Source organism: Amycolatopsis silviterrae (genome assembly GCF_042684085.1).
Classification (GTDB): Bacteria; Actinomycetota; Actinomycetes; order Mycobacteriales; family Pseudonocardiaceae; genus Amycolatopsis; species Amycolatopsis silviterrae.
Genome location: NZ_JBHUKS010000014.1, coordinates 193222 through 208249, shown reverse-complemented (window position 1 = coordinate 208249; position 15028 = coordinate 193222). Strand labels below are relative to the sequence as shown.

Sequence of the window (15028 nt, the reverse complement as noted above, 5' to 3'; positions counted from 1 at the left end):
GGGGTGGATCAGGAGTTGGCCGGAGCCTGCTCGCCGGTCGCGTCCGCGGTCTCGGTCGCGGCGGTCTCGGCGGTCTCGGTCGCGGCAGCGGCCTCGGTCGCGTCGGCCGCGGCGGTCTCCGAGCCCGCGAGCAGCTCCTTCTCCCACTCGGCCAGCGGCTCGTCCGACGCGCCGGTCTCCGGCTTCGCGTCGGCCGAAGCGCCGTTGCGGCCCGAACGCGCCATCAGCCCGGCGGCGGCCGCCTCGGCGACGACCTTCGTGAGCAGCGCGGCGGAACGGATCGCGTCGTCGTTGCCCGGGATCGGGTAGTCGACCTCGTCCGGGTCGCAGTTGGTGTCGAGGATCGCGACGACCGGGATGTTGAGCTTGCGAGCCTCGCCGACGGCGATGTGCTCCTTCTTGGTGTCGACGATCCACACCGCGGACGGCACCTTGGCCATGTCGCGGATGCCGCCCAGGGTCTTCTCGAGCTTGTCCTTCTCGCGGGTCAGCGTGAGGATCTCGCGCTTGGTCAGCCCGGTGAAACCGCCGGTCTGCTCCTGGGCCTCGAGCTCCTTCAGGCGGAGAAGGCGCTTGTGGACGGTCTGGAAGTTGGTCAGCATGCCGCCGAGCCAGCGCTGGTTCACGTAGGGCATGCCCACGCGCGCGGCCTCGTTGGCGATCGCTTCCTGCGCCTGCTTCTTCGTGCCGACGAACATGATGGTGCCGCCGTGCGCGACGGTTTCCTTGATGAACTCGAACGCACGGTCGATGTACGTCAGCGTCTGCTGCAGGTCGATGATGTAGATGCCGTTGCGCTCGGTGAAGATGTAGCGCTTCATCTTCGGGTTCCACCGACGGGTCTGGTGCCCGAAGTGCACGCCGCTGTCGAGCAGCTGCTTCATGGTGACGACGGCCATTGCCGGAATCACACCTTCTCTGTATTCGCGCGCTCCCGCCGCCGGTCTTCCGATCCGCCCGCGGAGGCGCTGTTCCGGTTAGTCGCCCGCGACCGGGAGGTCGTGGGCCCTGGTGCCGCAGCCGATGCCCGGACCCGCGGGTTCGGCAGTGCGAAACCCCAGGGACCGCCGGACACCGTGCGCCCCTCCGTCCGGGTTCCCGCCGAAGCGGCCCGTCCGGGGACGCGCGCACGTGCACGCGAAGTCAGCCCAGCGAGTGGGCTGCGAAAGTGATTCTACCCCCTGCCACCAGCCCCGCCCCTGCGGGCAGCCTTGGCCCGACCCGGGGTTGTCCACAACTGTGTCCGCCTGTGGACAACTACCTCCGAAACGCCGGTTCCGGTCGGCCGGACGCCGAGGATGGGGACATGACCACGACCCGAGCTTTCCCCGCTGCCGCCGTCCCCGTCCGCTCCGCCGATTCCGGTGCTGGGCGGGGTATTGGCAGCTCAACGCCTTCGCCCGTCCTTCGTCCTGCCGACTCCGCGCCGTCGCCGACCTCTCGTGCTTCCGGTCCTGCGCCGTCGCCCGACCCTCGTCATGCCAGTTCGACGTCTTGGCCCGCCCCTCGTCGTTCCGATGCCACGCCGTCGACTGCTCCCCGTCCAGCTCCAGCCAGGTCCGCGCCGTCGCCTGCCCCGCTCCCTGCCAGCCCAGCGCCCTCGTCCACCGCTCTTACTGCCAGCCCAGCACCCTCGCCTGCCCGTCCTCCTGTCAGCTCCGCGCCCTCGCCTGCCCCACGCCCGGACCGTGAAGCGAGCCCTGCGCCTTCGCCGGAACCGCACCCGGTGGTCCTGGCAACCACCGCCCTGCTAGCCCAGAACCCGTCCGCAGCCACCGCCCTGCTGTCCCCAGACGACCAGCTCTCGTCCGCGATACCGCCCGCGGCACTCCCCCGCAGCGGCCGCCACCGCCGAATACCCGCTAGACCGCCCAGAATCCGCGCCGTCCTTCGCCGAGCGACCTACGCTGCCCGCCACACCCTCTTCGCGGCCCGCAGGCTCCTCCGCCCACCCAACCCCCGAGCAGCGACGCCCCTCCTGCCCAGAATCCGAATCTCGCTCCCCTGCGATTTCGCCTGGGGCCACCCACCCCTGCGTCTGGCAGGCACGAGCGGCGCACTCCCGCTGTTCAGCCGACGCACCCGCAAAAGCACCCGAACGTGGCTGATCCTGGCGACAGTCCTAGTCGTGTCCGCAAGCTCAGCAGCCCTGTTCAACGCCCGAGCCGACGCCACGTCTCTCCAGCCGGTCCCCGAGCAGCCCGGCCGCCTGGCCTGGCCGTTGACGCCCCGCCCTCACGTCACCCGCACCTTCGAACCGCCCGCGACCCCGTTCGGCCCAGGCCACCGAGGCGTAGACCTGGAAACGACCGCCGGACAACAAGTACTGGCCGCGGACAAAGGCATAGTCGTATTCGCGGGCCAAGTGGCGGGCCAGGGAGTAGTCGCACTGGACCACGACGGCGGCCTCCACACGACCTACCTCCCCATCGCGCCGACCGTCGCCGCCGGAGACCAGATCTATCGCGGCCAACCGCTGGGAACCGCAGCCCCGGGCCACCCCGGCTGCCCGTCCGCGGCCTGCCTGCACTGGGGCGCCCGCCGCGGCACGGAGTACATCGACCCGCTCGCCTTGGTCGGCGCCCCAAGCCGAGTACGGCTCAAGCCGTGGGCAGAAGGGCCCTGACCGAGGCAACCGGAGACTCCCGAGCCCGTTCGCAGCTAGGCAGCCCGACCCCGCCAGCGCGCGGCACCCAAACTCCGCTTCGCCGCCGCGAGGCGCACAACGCCAAGGAGGTCAACAGCCCGAAACCGCCCCGGTCACCCAAGGCAGCGCGTCCTAGCCGCTGCGGGCATCGCGAGAAGCGCAGCTGCGGGCGGTCGTCAGCCGAGCGGTCGTCGGCCGGGCGATCGTCGGCCGGGCGATCGTCAGCCGAAGGGTCAGCCGCTGGGTTGCTCCATCAGCTTCGCGCGCAGGCGCATCACGGCGCGGGTGTGGAGCTGGCTCACGCGCGATTCCGTGACGCCCAGGACCTTGCCGATTTCCGCCAGGGTCAGGCTTTCGAAGTAGTAGAGGCTGACCACGATCTTGTCCCGGTCGGTGAGCTGCGCGATGGCTTCCGCCAGCTGGCGGCGGTTGTCCTGGTCCACCAGGACGGCCACCGGGTCGACCGCTCCGTCATCGGGGAGGGTGTCGACCAGCGAGCCGGCGTCTTTGCCCGCGGCGACCAGGTCTTCCAGCGCCACCACGCTGGTCAGGCGGAGCTGGCCGTAGAAATCGCGCAGGTCGTCGAGGCTGATGCCCATTTCGCCGGCGAGTTCGGCGTCGGTCGGGGTGCGGTGCAGGCGGGCGCCGAGGCGTTCCAGGGCGCGGGCGGTCTCCTTGGCCTTGCTGCGCACCGCGCGCGGGACCCAGTCCTGGGAGCGCAGGTCGTCCAGGATGGCGCCTCGGATGCGTTGCATCGCGTAGGTCTCGAAGCGCAGGCCGCGTTCCGGGTCGAACTTCTCGATCGCGTCGACCAGCCCGAAAATGCCCGACTGCACGAGGTCGCCTACGTCTACATGCGTCGGCAGACCGGTGCCGACCCGGCCCGCGACGTACTTGACCAGCGGCGCGTAGTGCAGCACCAGCCGGTCGCGGGAGGTCTGGTCCGGTTTGTCGGCGAACTGCTGCCACAGCGCCTGAATCCCCGCGTCGACGTCCTGACCAGGACGACCGGCACCGTTGACGGCGTCCTGCACGCCGGGGCGTTCCGCCCCGGCTTCCGTGACCTGCGATGTGGAAGTCATTGCACGGTCGTTCTCGGCGTGCTGCTCAGTGTGGTCTCCGTGCTCGTGCGGATGCGCGTGCGCCGGCGGTTCGGCCCTGCCGTCCCCGGCCGAGCCACCGCCGGCCTCTTCAGGCCCGCGGGTGTGCTCGGTCATGGATCGCCTTCAGCCGATCGACGGTCACATGAGTGTAGAGCTGGGTCGTGGCCAGCGTAGCGTGACCAAGCAGTTCCTGAACGCTCCTGAGATCGGCACCTCCTTCGAGCAGATGCGTCGCGGCGGAATGCCTTAGCCCGTGCGGCCCCATGTCCGTTGCGCCGGGCACCGCGGCCACCGCCTCGTGCACCACCCGGCGCGCCGCGCGCGGGTCGAGGCGCTTGCCGCGAACGCCCAGGAAAAGCGCCGCCGGCGGCGTTTCCCCAGCCAGCGCGGGCCGTCCGTCCTCCAGCCACGCGGTCAGCGCCCCGGCCGCCGGGACGCCGAACGGAACTGTCCGCTCTTTGTCCCCTTTGCCCACCACCGAAACCACGCGCCGGGAAAAGTCCACGCTGCCGACGTCCAGTCCGCATAATTCCGACACCCGAATGCCGGTCGCGTACAGCAACTCGACCAACGCGCGATCACGCAGCGCAACCGGATCCCGTTCGGCTGCCCCTTTCGCGGAGGCGTCCATGAGCGCGTCGGCCTGCTCGGCCCGCAACACGCCAGGCAGGTTCCGGTGCGCGCGCGGCGCGGCCAGCCGACCGCCTGGGTCCGACTTCAACAAGCCCGTGCGGTGCGCCCAAGCCGTGAACGTGCGCGCGGCTGCGGCGCGGCGCGCGAGGGTGGTGCGCCCGGCTCCGTCCGAGCGTTGTCCCGCGAGCCACGCGCGCAGCTGCGTGACGTCCAAGTCCTCAAAGCGCCGCGCGGGACGGTCTCCCTCCCCCGCGGTCAGGAACGCCAGCAGCGAGACGACGTCGCCGACGTACGCGCGCACGGTGTGCGGCGACAGCCCACGCTCCAGCGACAGATGCCGTTCGTAACCGGCCACCACCGACTCGGCGGACTCCGGCAATTCGGCGCGAAGAGCACGAAGATCGGGTCGTGGCGGGCGTTTCCGGTGTCCACCGGGACGCGGGACCGCGTCCTCGCGTGCACTCGCTGAGGGCATGGCGATTACGCTGCGCGAACCATCGCCATTGGTCAAGCATCGCCACGCCCATCATCGGTTGGCCGTTCGGACGATCTGCCGCCAGCCGGTCTCGCCGCGCACCGCGAAGCCGTCGATTTCCAGTGCCGGCAACAAGGCGCGAACCCGGGAAACCGGCACTCCAGCGCTTTCCGCGACCTCCTCCGGAGCACGTCCGGCTCGCGGCAGCAGCGCGTCGTAGACCCGCGACGCCTCCGGTCCGAGATTGTCAGTGGGACGACGGCTCGGCTCGGGCGCGGGGGCCACCGTGCCGAAGCGGCCCACGGTTTCGAGCACCTCGTCGACTGAGGTGACCAGCGTGGCCTTGCAGTCCCGGATCAGTGCGTGGCAACCGGCTGAGCTGCCCGAATGCACTGATCCCGGCAGCGCCATCACCACCTTGCCGAGCGAGCCCGCGATAGTGGCGGTGTTGCGCGCGCCGCTGCGGATTCCGGCCTCCACAACGACTGTGCCGTCGGTGAGAGCTGCGATCAGGCGGTTGCGCACCAAAAATCGGTGACGCGCGGGCGGAGTCTTCGGCGCGTACTCGCTGACAAGCGCGCCGCCCTGGTCGATGATGCTGTTCAACAGGGGGATGTTTCCCGCCGGATACGCATAGTCGACCGCGCATCCGAGCAACGCGACCGTCACCCCGCCGCCGCTGAGTGCGCCTCGGTGGGCGGCGGCGTCGATGCCCAGCGCCGCGCCGGAGAACACCGGTACTTGGCGGGTTGCCAAGGCGTGGCCGATCTCGAGCGCGTTGTTCACGCCGTAGTCGGTGGCCATCCGGGCACCGACTACCGCCACCGCGCGGTCGGCGGCTTCGGCCAGGCTCACGTGGCCGCGCACCCACAGTCCGAGCGGAGCGGCCACGTGTTTTACGCCGTTTCCGCTCGCTACGGCCATCGATAGCAAGGGCCAGGCTGGCCACTCATGGTCTTCGGGGACCACGAGCCGGGCACCGGTTTTAGCGGCTTCTTCGAGATCCTGTTCCGCGAGGGCGGTTTCCCGGCGCGCGGCTGTTTCGCGGAGGACCTGATGGGGACAGTCCGCGGCGCGAACTCGCTCGGCGGCGACGACCGGGCCGTGCTCGCCGACGAACTCCAGCAAGTGGGGTGCCGGTGGTTCGGCTACTCCGAGCAGATAGGCGCGGGCGAGCCGTTCGGAGTCGGTCGCGGCGGTCTGGTCCTCGATGGCGACGCTCATGCCGCACCTCTTCGGCGAACGGGCTTCTCGTTGCGCACGACGGCGAGAGGGCGATGGAGCGCCAGTCGTTCTCGGACGCGGACCGGGTCGTGTTCGGGGCGGACTTCCCTGTGCCGCACGGGATGCAGATGCCGGACGATTTTGTGCTGCGGCGTTTTCGGCCTGCGGTGCCGGGTGCGCCGGGACGTGGAGGGGACGGCTCGATGGGACATGGGTGCTTCCTTTCGTTGAGGTTCCGGGCGGGCGGGATTGCCTGTCCGGAGTTAGGAGATCTCGGCGGAGCAAGGGACCGCGCGTGGCGGGTCGGGCGAAAGGGACGGGGTTTCCGCCGGATTTCGCGTGCGCTCGAAATGTCGGCGCTGTTCGCGTCGGACAGCCGGGCGTGGGCTAGGCGGCTTTGCGTTCTCGGAAGTCGAGGGCGGCGGTGACGTGGTCGGTGTCGGGTTGGGGCAAGGCGGCCAGGTCGGCCAGGGTCCAGGCGATGCGCAGGCATCGGTCGGCTCCTCGGGCGGTGAGGAGGCCTCGGTCTAAGGCTCGGTCCAGTACTGCGGTAGCGGGTGGCGGCAGGGCGAAATCCCGGCGCAGTACGGGGCCTGGCACTTCGGTGTTGGACTGCCAGCCGTGTTCGTGCCAGCGGTGTTTCGCGCGGTCGCGGGCGGCTAGGACTCGGGTGCGGACGACGGCGGAAGGTTCGGGGGTGGTGGATTGGTGGGCGGAGATGGCGGTGAGCGGACGTAGCCGGACGCGGAGGTCTACTCGGTCCAGGAGCGGGCCGGAAAGTCTCGACAGGTAGCGGCGGCGGGTAGGGACTGAGCAGGTGCAGTCGGTCTCGCGGGGTGGGGCGCAGGGGCAGGGGTTGGTTGCCAGGATCAGCTGGAATTGGGCGGGATAGCGCACTACGCCTTTGGCTCGGGCGATGCGGACTTCTCCTTCTTCCAGCACGGTGCGGAGCGAGTCGAGGCGTTGGTTTCCAAATTCGCAAGCCTCGTCTAGGAAAAGGACCCCTCGGTGAGCGCGGCTGATCGCGCCGGGGGCGGCTAGGCCGGTGCCGCCGCCGATGAGGGCTGGTGGGCTGATGGAGTGGTGTGGGGCGACGAAGGGCGGGACTGTCACCAGCGGCGACGACTTCGACAGGGAGCCGTCTACGGAGTGGATGGCGGTCACTTCTAGGGACTCCGCCGGGGACAGGTCCGGGAGAAGGCCGGGGAGTCGTCTGGCGAGCATGCTTTTGCCTACGCCAGGTGGGCCGGTGAGCAGGAGGTGGTGGCCGCCTGCCGCGGCGACTTCTAGGGCCCAGCGGGCTTCTGGTTGGCCTACGACGTCCGCCAGGTCGGGGATTTCTTCGGGGGCAGCGGGGACTGGGGCGGCGGGAGGGACTAGGTCGGCTTCGTCTTTGAGCCAGGCGATCAGGTCGGCCAGGCGGGTGACGCCGGAGACTTCCAGGCCGTCTACCAGGGCGGCTTCTACCAGGGATTCGCTGGGGACTATGGCACGTTCGTGGCCGGCCGCTTTGGCGGCGAGCAAGCCTGGGAGGACGCCGCGGACGGGGCGGATCCGGCCGTCTAGGGCCAGCTCGCCCAGGAGGATGGTGTGCAGGAGTTTTCGGGCGGGGACGGCGCCGATGGCGGCCAGGACGGCGGCTGCGATGCCCAGGTCGTAGCCGGAACCCATTTTGGGCAGGTTGGCCGGGGACAGGGCCAGCGTGATTTTGCCGTCCGGCCACGACTGGCCGGAATTGCGGACGGCGGAGCGGACTCGGTCTTTCGCCTCGCGGAGACCAGCGTCGGGCAGGCCGACCAGGGTGACTCGGCTCAGACCGCCGCCTAGGTCGGCTTCTATCTCCACTACGCGGCCTTCGATGCCTAGCAAGGCGACAGACCAGGTTTTGGCGTGCGGCATCAGAAAGCTCCCACGAGATGGCGTACGACCGGCTCTTCGCCGTCGGGTGCGTAGACGGTGACGACGTCGTAGCGGATGCGGCACCAGCCGACTCGGTGTTCCTTCAGCCAGCGCATCGCGGCTCGGTGGACGCGGTCGATCTTCTCCGGCGTGACCGACTCGGCGGGTGTGCCGTATTCGGTGCTGGAGCGGGTTTTGACCTCGCAGAAGATCACGCGGTCGCCCTCGGACAGGACCAGGTCCAGTTCGCCTTCGCGGCAGTGCCAGTTCCGGCTGAGCAGGACCATGCCGGCGGCCTGCAGATGCCGGGCGGCGAGGTCCTCGCCCCAGCGGCCGAACTTCCGGCGCCAGTGCGCGCCGGGGCGCGGGCCGTCGTTCATGGTGTCCCCCTCGGACAGCGGGTGCACCGCCGGTCACGGTGCGTGTGCTTTCACGATCGCAACGTGATCAGACCCTGCGCCAGGGGGATTCCCGCCGGCTGTGGATAAGCCGGGGGTTGTGGATCAAAAGCCGGTCTGCGAGCGGGAAGACCCGAGAATGTCGGGGCGGTGTGCGGAGACGACGAAGGCCACCCGGGCAAGTGCCGGGTGGCCTCGTGGCGGAAAGGCGGGGTCAGCCCGAGAACGGGCCGTCCTCGGGGAGCCGCAGGTCGGGTTTGTCGAGTTCCTCGACGTTGACGTCCTTGAAGGTGATGACCCGGACGTGCTTCACGAACCGGGCGGGGCGGTACATGTCCCACACCCAGGCGTCCGACATGCGCACCTCGAAGTACACCTCGCCGCCGCCGTCGCGGACCTGCACGTCCACCGCGTTGGCCAGGTAGAACCGCCGCTCGGTCTCCACCACGTACGAGAACTGGCCCACTATGTCGCGGTACTCGCGGTACAGCGACAGTTCCATCTCGGTCTCGTACTTCTCGAGATCCTCTGCGCTCATGAAATCCGCGCCCCTCCTCGCGTTCGTCCTGCTCCGGCGGCGGAGCGTTCATTCTTACCCACCGAGCGGCCCGGGGCACGGACCGGCCCGCCCGCTTTTTCCAGGGCATTCTCCAGTGCAGCGTAGGTCAGCACGACCGGATGCGGGGCAGTGAGCCCGTGCGCGAGGGCAACGGTCGCGACATTCGTGTAGGACCAGCGGTGCACCGGGCTCGGGCCGTGCTCACTCAGCGCAGCCAAATGGTCCGAGGTGCTGTAGCCCTTGTGCACGTCGAAGCCGTACGCGGGCAGCTCTTCGTGCAGGCCGGCCATGATCCGGTCCCTCGTCACCTTCGCCAGGACGGACGCCGCCGCGATGCTCGCGACGCTGCGGTCCCCCTTGATCACCGCGACGTTCGGCGCGGGGATGCCGGGCACCGGGAAGCCGTCGGTGAGGACGTATCCGGGATGGGTGCGCAGGCCGGCGACGGCGCGGCGCATGCCCTCCAGGTTCATCACCCGGATGCCGAGCAGGTCCACCTGGTCGGCGGGGATGACGATCACCGAGTAGTCGAGGGCGCGTTGCAGGACCCGGTCGTAAACCCGGTCCCGGGCCTTCGCGGTGAGCATTTTCGAATCGGTCAGCTCGGGCAGGCGCGCACCGTCGCCGGGACGAAGCACGCACGAAGCGACCACGAGCGGACCCGCGCACGCACCGGCACCGGCCTCGTCGACCCCGGCGACCGGGCCGAGGCCGCGTCGTTCGAGCGCGCCTTGCAGACCCCAGAACAGCTCGCCGCGCACCGCCGCGCGCGGCGGGCGCAGCGGTTCCGCCGGAGTGCGGGGAGGAGGGAGAGTCACCGAAGCACCACCCGGAAGTCGCGGACGGAGCGCACCGCTTACCGTCTCCGGCCGGCCGCCTTGCGGAGGCCCGCTTTCAACCGGCGTCCGACGAACAGCGTCGGCACCGCGGTGGCGAAGCCGATGCCGAGCGGCAGCCCCTGCTGCCACGCGGGCGCGCCGAGCGCGACCGGCTGCGCGTTCTCCTGCGGATTGTGGTCCGAGATGCCGCCCCAGCGGCTCGGCGGCAGCACGATGATGCGGGCCTTGCCGATGACGTCGTCGACCGGCACGGCACCGTTGGGTCCGCCGCCGCCCTGGTAGCGCGAGTCGGCGGAGTTGTTGCGGTTGTCGCCCATCACCCAGAGCGCGCCCTGCGGGACCTTCACCGGGGCGAACGACTCCTGCACGCGGTGGTTGTCGTCTTCCCAGTGGATGTAAGGCTCGTCGAGGGCCTTGCCGTCGACGATCACCCGGTTGCGGTCGTCGCAGCACTGGACGGTCTGGCCGCTGGTGGCGATGACGCGCTTGACGAAGTCCCGCTCGTCCGGCGGGGCGAACCCGACCAGCGAGCCGAGACCGCGCAGCGCGCGCACGACGATGTTGCTCGACTCCTGCGGCGCGATCTCGTTCTCGGTCCACGCGGGCGGGCCCTTGAACACGATCACGTCCCCCGGGGAGGGGTCGGTGAAGTCGTAGGTGACGCGGTCGACCAGGATCCGGTCGCCGGTGCAGCCGGGGCAGCCGTGCAGCGTGGACTCCATGGATCCCGAAGGGATCATGTAGACCTTGGCGAGGAACGCCTGGATCAGGATCGTGAGCACCAGGGCGATCACGATCAGGATCGGCAGTTCCTTCCAGAACGACCGCTTTTTCGAGGACTTGCCCCGCCGGTGCGACCCCCCACGCCCGCCGGACCGTTCCTGGTCCTCCTCCGGGCGTTCGGGGCCGTCCTCATCGGCGTTCCGCGACACTGGTTCGACCACGTCGCCAGGCTACCGGTAACCGACTCGCCACTCAGCGGGCAGAGGCGGTCTCGCGGTTCTCGCGGCGCTCCTTGATCTTGGCCTTCTTGCCGCGCAGCTCGCGCAGGTAGTACAGCTTCGCCCGGCGGACGTCGCCGCGCTTGAAGACCTCGATCTCGGCCACGTTCGGCGAGTGCACCGGGAAGGTGCGCTCGACGCCGACGCCGAACGAGACCTTGCGGACGGTGAAGGTCTCCCGGACGCCGCCGCCGTGCCGGCGGATCACGACGCCCTGGAAGACCTGGTTGCGCTCGCGGTTGCCCTCGATGACGCGGACGTGCACCTTGAGCGTGTCGCCGGGGCGGAAGGCCGGGATGTCGGAACGCAGTGACTGCGCGTCCAGCGCGTCCAGGGTGTTCATCGGTGGTCCGTCCTCGTATTCGTGTGGCTTACGTACAGCTTGAGCGCGCAGTGGAGTTCACTGCGACTAGCCCGGGGCTGATGGCATTCACGGTTGGCGTCGCGACTTAACAGCCGCTGTGAGCGTTTGTAAAGCACTACGCGTCACGCCAACTGATTCATTATGGCAGAGGCCTGCGGTGACCTCGCACGGGGCCTATCCGGGCTGGTCGCCGAGCCCGTCGAGCACCTCGCGGTCCCGCTTGTCCAGGCTGCCCTCGGGCAGCTGGGCCAGGAGATCCGGCCGCCGCCGCGCGGTGCGCCCGAGCGCCTGGTCGCGCCGCCAGCGGTCGATGAGCGCGTGGTTGCCCGAGCGGAGCACGTCCGGCACCGCCAGGTCGCGCCACACCTCCGGGCGGGTGTAGCTGGGGCCTTCGAGCAGGCCGTCGGAGAACGAGTCCTCGGCCGCGGACCGCGCGTTGCCGAGCACGCCGGGCAGCAGGCGGACCACGGCCTCGACGATCACCAGCACCGCAGCCTCGCCGCCGACCAGCACGTAGTCGCCGATCGAGACCTCGTCGACGGGCATCCGGCGGGCCGCGTCGTCGACGACCCGCTGGTCGATGCCCTCGTAGCGGCCGCAGGCGAACACCAGGTGCTTTTCCTCGGCGTAGGCGTGCGCCAGTTCCTGGGTGAACGGCTTGCCCGCCGGGGTCGGGACCACGAGCCGGGTCCCCTCGCCGCACACGTCGTCCAGCGCCGGGCCCCAGATCTGCGGCTTCATGACCATGCCGGGGCCGCCGCCGTAGGGCGCGTCGTCGACCGCGCGGTGGACGTCGTGGGTCCAGTCGCGCAGGTCGTGCACGCCGACCTCGATGAGGCCGCGGTCGATCGCCCGGCCCAGCAGCGCGGCGCGCAGCGGATCCAGGTACTCGGGGAAAATGGTGACGACGTCGATGCGCAAGCGGTTACCAGTTCCAGTACTCGGTGGCCTCGGCGTGCCACGGGCTCGGGACGTCCTGGTCGATCGCGAAGGCCATGCCGAGCCCCTGCGCGATCTTGATGCTGCGGTGCAGCGTCTGGCGGATCGGCGACCCGGCGGGCAGGCCGTTGTCGTCCGACCAGGTCTCGGTCTGCGTGACGCAGGTGCGGGCCCCGAATCGGGCGTTCGAGCACGGAGCGGGCGCGCCCCACGTCTGCAGGTGCTCGAAGTGGACGACCTTGCCCGAACTCTGCTCGGTGATCGTGCCGCGCGCGACGAGCCGGTAGTCGGAGGACGGCACGGTCCAGCGCACGTAGTGCTGGCGGCCGCCGTCGGACGGGATCGGCGTGCAGGTGGCGCCGTCGCACGCGGACTCTTCGGTGACGCGCTGCGAGTAGTACGTGCCGTTGCCGTCCCAGCCGTCGAGCAGCACCCAGTCGCCCGAGCGGACGAAGTGCTCAGCCGTGGCGGGCGGCCACGTGACCGGGTCGCCCCAGGTGATCTGCGATTCGGTGGCCGACTGCGGCGACCAGGCCCACTGGAACGCCTTCTCCCCCGGCGGCGCGTACTGGCCGGCACTGCGCTGGAACATCAGCGAAAAGTCGCCGTACACCGGCGAAGCGGCCTGCGCGGGCGGCGCGGCGAAAGCGGTGATCAATACGGCCGCGAAGGCGGCCTTCGCCCAGAACTTCACAAGCTCCCCCTCAGTCAGCGTCGAGGAGGCCTTCAGGCGGGTCGAGCACGACCCGGCCCCCCGCGACGTCCACCACCGGAACGATGGCGCGGACGAAAGGTACCAACACCGAGCGTCCGTCATGATCGAGTTCGAGCAATTCCCCGGCGGGCGAGTGGACCACCTCGACGACCTTGCCCACGACCGTCCCGTCGGCCAGCTCGGCGCTGAGGCCGGCCAGCTCGTGGTCGTAGAACTCGTCCGGGTCGCCGGTGGGCGGGAGCGTTTCGGTGTCCGCGAGCAGCAGGGCGCCGCGCAGGGTTTCCGCGACGTCGCGCGTGAGCACTTCCTCGAAACGCACCAGCAGCCGCCCGCTGTGTTCGCGGGCGGCTGCGATGGTGAGTTCTCTCGTGCTGCTGTCGCGCAGCTTCGTCGTGACGACCGCACCGATCGCGAACCGCTGCTGCGGCGAATCCGTGCGCACGTCGACCGCGAGCTCGCCGCGGATGCCGTGCGCTTTCGCGATGCGGCCGACTACGACGTCCATCCTGACCGTTCTTCCGAGATCCGGGTCAGCGATCGGTGTCGACGACGTCCACGCGGACGCCGCGGCCGCCGATGCCGCCCATCACGGTGCGCAGGGCGGTCGCGGTGCGCCCGCCCCGGCCGATCACCTTGCCGAGATCGTCGGGGTGGACGTGCACCTCGAGCGTGCGGCCACGGCGCGTGGTCAGCAGCTCGACCCGGACCTCGTCCGGGTTGTCGACGATCCCGCGCACCAGGTGCTCGAGGGAGTCGGCGAGGAAGCTCACTCGGACTTCTCGCCCTCAGCCGCTTCGGCCTCGGCCTTGTCGGCCTTCTTCGGGGCCGACTTCTTCTTCGGCGTGGTGGCCTCGGTGGAGGGCTCCTCGCCCGCCGCGGCCAGCGCCGCGTTGAACAGGTCCTGCTTGGACGGCTTCGGCTCGGCCACCTTCAGGGTGCCCTCGGCGCCCGGCAGGCCCTTGAACTTCTGCCAGTCGCCGGTGATCTCGAGGATGCGCTGAACCGGCTCGGTCGGCTGCGCGCCGACGCCCAGCCAGTACTGCGCCCGCTCGGTGTCGACCTCGATGAAGCTCGGCTCTTCCTTGGGGTGGTACTTGCCGATCGTCTCGATGGCCTTGCCGTCCCGGCGGGTGCGCGCGTCGGCGATGATGATGCGGTAGTACGGCGCACGGATCTTGCCGAGGCGCTGCAGCTTGATCTTGACGGCCACGGGTGTGGGTACTCCTCAGTGCTGTGTGGTGCGGGGCGCGCGCGGAACCCGTGGGGACAGGCTTGCGGCGCCCGGAGGTCAGGAGCTTCCACACGGCGAGAGGGTCCGGCGGAAGCGGGCAAGCGAACATTCTGCCAGACGCCGTCGTTGTGCCTGCGCAGGGGCTCCCCGCAAGGGGTCAGAAGGAGGCGAGCCCGAGGGCGCCGAGCAGGATCGCGATGGCGGGCAGGAAGTTGTTGACCGCGTGCGCGACGATGCTGCCCGCCAGCCGTCCGGTGGACAGCCTGGCCAGCCCGATCGGGATGGAGATCACCAGCAGCAGCGTGGTGCGCAGCGGTTCCAGGTGGCTGGCCGCGAACACCGCGGTGGACAGCAGGAACGCGGCGACGCGGCCCCACCGCTCGCTGCGCCACTGCAGCCGCTCCGCCGCGCCCCAGAGCAGGCCGCGGTAGATGATCTCCTCGCAGATCGGCCCGAGCAGCCACAGGTAGCCGAACATCACCGCGGCCGCGGGCACGGACATCTTGCGGTCGTCCACCAGCGCGCTGATCGCCGAGGTCGCGTCCGCCGAGCCGACGAGCTGGGTCCACACGTAGGCGCTCAGCGAGGTGAGCACGAGGCCGAGCGCGCCGAATTTGAGGCCGGTCCGGACGTCCGCCCAGCGCCATTCGAGCCGCAGGTCGAGCTTCGGGCCGTTGCCGCGGACGACGGTGATCAGCACGGCGACGCCGGCGGCGATCATGGTGGGCAGCATCGTGCCGAGCAGCACCGTGCCGATCGGCAGCGGACGGCCGGGAGCGGTCGGCCCGGAGAGCGCGCCGATGAACGCGGCCGAGGCCAGCAGGACGGCCTCGACCAGCAGGAACGCCCCGAATCCCCAGCGATGTGCCGGGAACGCGGTCGGTTCGGCCACGAATTCCTCCGGGGAGAGCGCGCTGGAGAGGGGTTCACGGGGCTGTGATGTGGTCACGCCCGCCTCCCCGCGCTCGCTCTGCTCACCGGTCGAGCCTAGCGGCCGAAAT

17 protein-coding genes are annotated in these 15028 nt (G+C 70.2%); 1 reads left to right on the top strand and 16 read right to left on the bottom strand.

Going from position 1 to position 15028, the window contains the following annotated elements; translation table 11 throughout:
* Positions 1-8: 8 nt before the first annotated feature.
* Positions 9-899, bottom strand: a complete 891-nt coding sequence (rpsB, locus tag ACFSVL_RS20060) for a 30S ribosomal protein S2 (protein WP_378306271.1) — start codon at positions 897-899, stop codon at positions 9-11.
* Positions 900-2128: 1229 nt separating this feature from the next.
* Here rpsB and ACFSVL_RS20055 point away from each other — a divergent pair.
* On the top strand, positions 2129-2626 hold the full coding sequence (locus ACFSVL_RS20055; protein WP_378306270.1) for a murein hydrolase activator EnvC family protein: 498 nt from the start codon (positions 2129-2131) through the stop codon (positions 2624-2626).
* 254 nt (positions 2627-2880) lie between these two features.
* Here ACFSVL_RS20055 and ACFSVL_RS20050 read toward each other — a convergent pair whose 3' ends face one another.
* The 15 genes from ACFSVL_RS20050 to ACFSVL_RS19980 form a co-directional block, all read right to left on the bottom strand.
* Positions 2881-3729: a FliA/WhiG family RNA polymerase sigma factor gene (locus ACFSVL_RS20050; RefSeq protein WP_378306268.1), complete on the bottom strand. Its 849-nt coding sequence runs from the start codon at positions 3727-3729 to the stop codon at positions 2881-2883.
* Between the two features lie 109 nt (positions 3730-3838).
* On the bottom strand, positions 3839-4858 hold the full coding sequence (locus ACFSVL_RS20045; RefSeq protein ID WP_378306266.1) for a tyrosine recombinase XerC: 1020 nt from the start codon (positions 4856-4858) through the stop codon (positions 3839-3841).
* Between the two features lie 51 nt (positions 4859-4909).
* Complete coding sequence (dprA, locus tag ACFSVL_RS20040; RefSeq protein WP_378306264.1) at positions 4910-6082, bottom strand: DNA-processing protein DprA; 1173 nt, start codon at positions 6080-6082, stop codon at positions 4910-4912.
* A gap of 387 nt (positions 6083-6469) precedes the next feature.
* A complete protein-coding gene (locus tag ACFSVL_RS20035) occupies positions 6470-7981 on the bottom strand; it encodes a YifB family Mg chelatase-like AAA ATPase (protein ID WP_378306262.1) in 1512 nt (503 codons plus the stop codon).
* A complete protein-coding gene (locus ACFSVL_RS20030; protein WP_378306261.1) occupies positions 7981-8361 on the bottom strand; it encodes a YraN family protein in 381 nt (126 codons plus the stop codon). The genes ACFSVL_RS20035 and ACFSVL_RS20030 overlap by 1 nt, the downstream gene beginning before the upstream one ends.
* Before the next feature lie 232 nt (positions 8362-8593).
* Positions 8594-8917 (bottom strand): DUF2469 domain-containing protein, encoded by a 324-nt coding sequence (locus tag ACFSVL_RS20025; RefSeq protein ID WP_003096226.1) that lies wholly within the window; start codon positions 8915-8917, stop codon positions 8594-8596.
* Complete coding sequence (locus ACFSVL_RS20020; protein ID WP_378306259.1) at positions 8914-9756, bottom strand: ribonuclease HII; 843 nt, start codon at positions 9754-9756, stop codon at positions 8914-8916. Before ACFSVL_RS20020 ends, ACFSVL_RS20025 begins: the two co-directional genes overlap by 4 nt.
* 38 nt (positions 9757-9794) lie before the next feature.
* Positions 9795-10721: a signal peptidase I gene (gene lepB / locus ACFSVL_RS20015; RefSeq protein WP_378306257.1), complete on the bottom strand. Its 927-nt coding sequence runs from the start codon at positions 10719-10721 to the stop codon at positions 9795-9797.
* A gap of 31 nt (positions 10722-10752) precedes the next feature.
* Positions 10753-11121 carry a 50S ribosomal protein L19 gene (gene rplS / locus ACFSVL_RS20010; RefSeq protein ID WP_116205650.1) on the bottom strand — a complete coding sequence of 123 codons (369 nt, stop codon included), beginning with the start codon at positions 11119-11121 and terminating at the stop codon, positions 10753-10755.
* Between the two features lie 195 nt (positions 11122-11316).
* Positions 11317-12063 (bottom strand): tRNA (guanosine(37)-N1)-methyltransferase TrmD, encoded by a 747-nt coding sequence (gene trmD, locus ACFSVL_RS20005; RefSeq protein ID WP_378306255.1) that lies wholly within the window; start codon positions 12061-12063, stop codon positions 11317-11319.
* Positions 12064-12067: 4 nt separating this feature from the next.
* Positions 12068-12775: a hypothetical protein gene (locus tag ACFSVL_RS20000; protein ID WP_378306253.1), complete on the bottom strand. Its 708-nt coding sequence runs from the start codon at positions 12773-12775 to the stop codon at positions 12068-12070.
* A 10-nt stretch (positions 12776-12785) separates the two neighbouring features.
* Positions 12786-13301: a ribosome maturation factor RimM gene (rimM, locus tag ACFSVL_RS19995; protein ID WP_378306252.1), complete on the bottom strand. Its 516-nt coding sequence runs from the start codon at positions 13299-13301 to the stop codon at positions 12786-12788.
* A gap of 25 nt (positions 13302-13326) precedes the next feature.
* Entirely contained in the window at positions 13327-13566 is a 240-nt protein-coding gene (locus ACFSVL_RS19990; protein WP_003103110.1) for an RNA-binding protein, read from the bottom strand.
* A complete protein-coding gene (rpsP, locus tag ACFSVL_RS19985) occupies positions 13563-14006 on the bottom strand; it encodes a 30S ribosomal protein S16 (protein WP_378306250.1) in 444 nt (147 codons plus the stop codon). Before rpsP ends, ACFSVL_RS19990 begins: the two co-directional genes overlap by 4 nt.
* Before the next feature lie 178 nt (positions 14007-14184).
* Positions 14185-14976, bottom strand: coding sequence for a CPBP family intramembrane glutamic endopeptidase (locus tag ACFSVL_RS19980; protein ID WP_378306248.1), 792 nt, complete (start codon positions 14974-14976; stop codon positions 14185-14187).
* Positions 14977-15028 lie beyond the last annotated feature (52 nt).

Excerpts from the sequence above, each read along its gene's own strand:
- rpsB (WP_378306271.1), bottom strand. The coding sequence starts at position 899 with ATGGCCGTCGTCACCATGAAGCAGCTGCTCGACAGCGGCGTGCACTTC.
- ACFSVL_RS20050 (WP_378306268.1), bottom strand. The coding sequence starts at position 3,729 with ATGACTTCCACATCGCAGGTCACGGAAGCCGGGGCGGAACGCCCCGGC.
- ACFSVL_RS20045 (WP_378306266.1), bottom strand. The coding sequence starts at position 4,858 with ATGCCCTCAGCGAGTGCACGCGAGGACGCGGTCCCGCGTCCCGGTGGA.
- dprA (WP_378306264.1), bottom strand. The coding sequence starts at position 6,082 with ATGAGCGTCGCCATCGAGGACCAGACCGCCGCGACCGACTCCGAACGG.
- ACFSVL_RS20035 (WP_378306262.1), bottom strand. The coding sequence starts at position 7,981 with ATGCCGCACGCCAAAACCTGGTCTGTCGCCTTGCTAGGCATCGAAGGC.
- ACFSVL_RS20030 (WP_378306261.1), bottom strand. The coding sequence starts at position 8,361 with ATGAACGACGGCCCGCGCCCCGGCGCGCACTGGCGCCGGAAGTTCGGC.
- ACFSVL_RS20025 (WP_003096226.1), bottom strand. The coding sequence starts at position 8,917 with ATGAGCGCAGAGGATCTCGAGAAGTACGAGACCGAGATGGAACTGTCG.
- rplS (WP_116205650.1), bottom strand. The coding sequence starts at position 11,121 with ATGAACACCCTGGACGCGCTGGACGCGCAGTCACTGCGTTCCGACATC.
- rimM (WP_378306252.1), bottom strand. The coding sequence starts at position 13,301 with ATGGACGTCGTAGTCGGCCGCATCGCGAAAGCGCACGGCATCCGCGGC.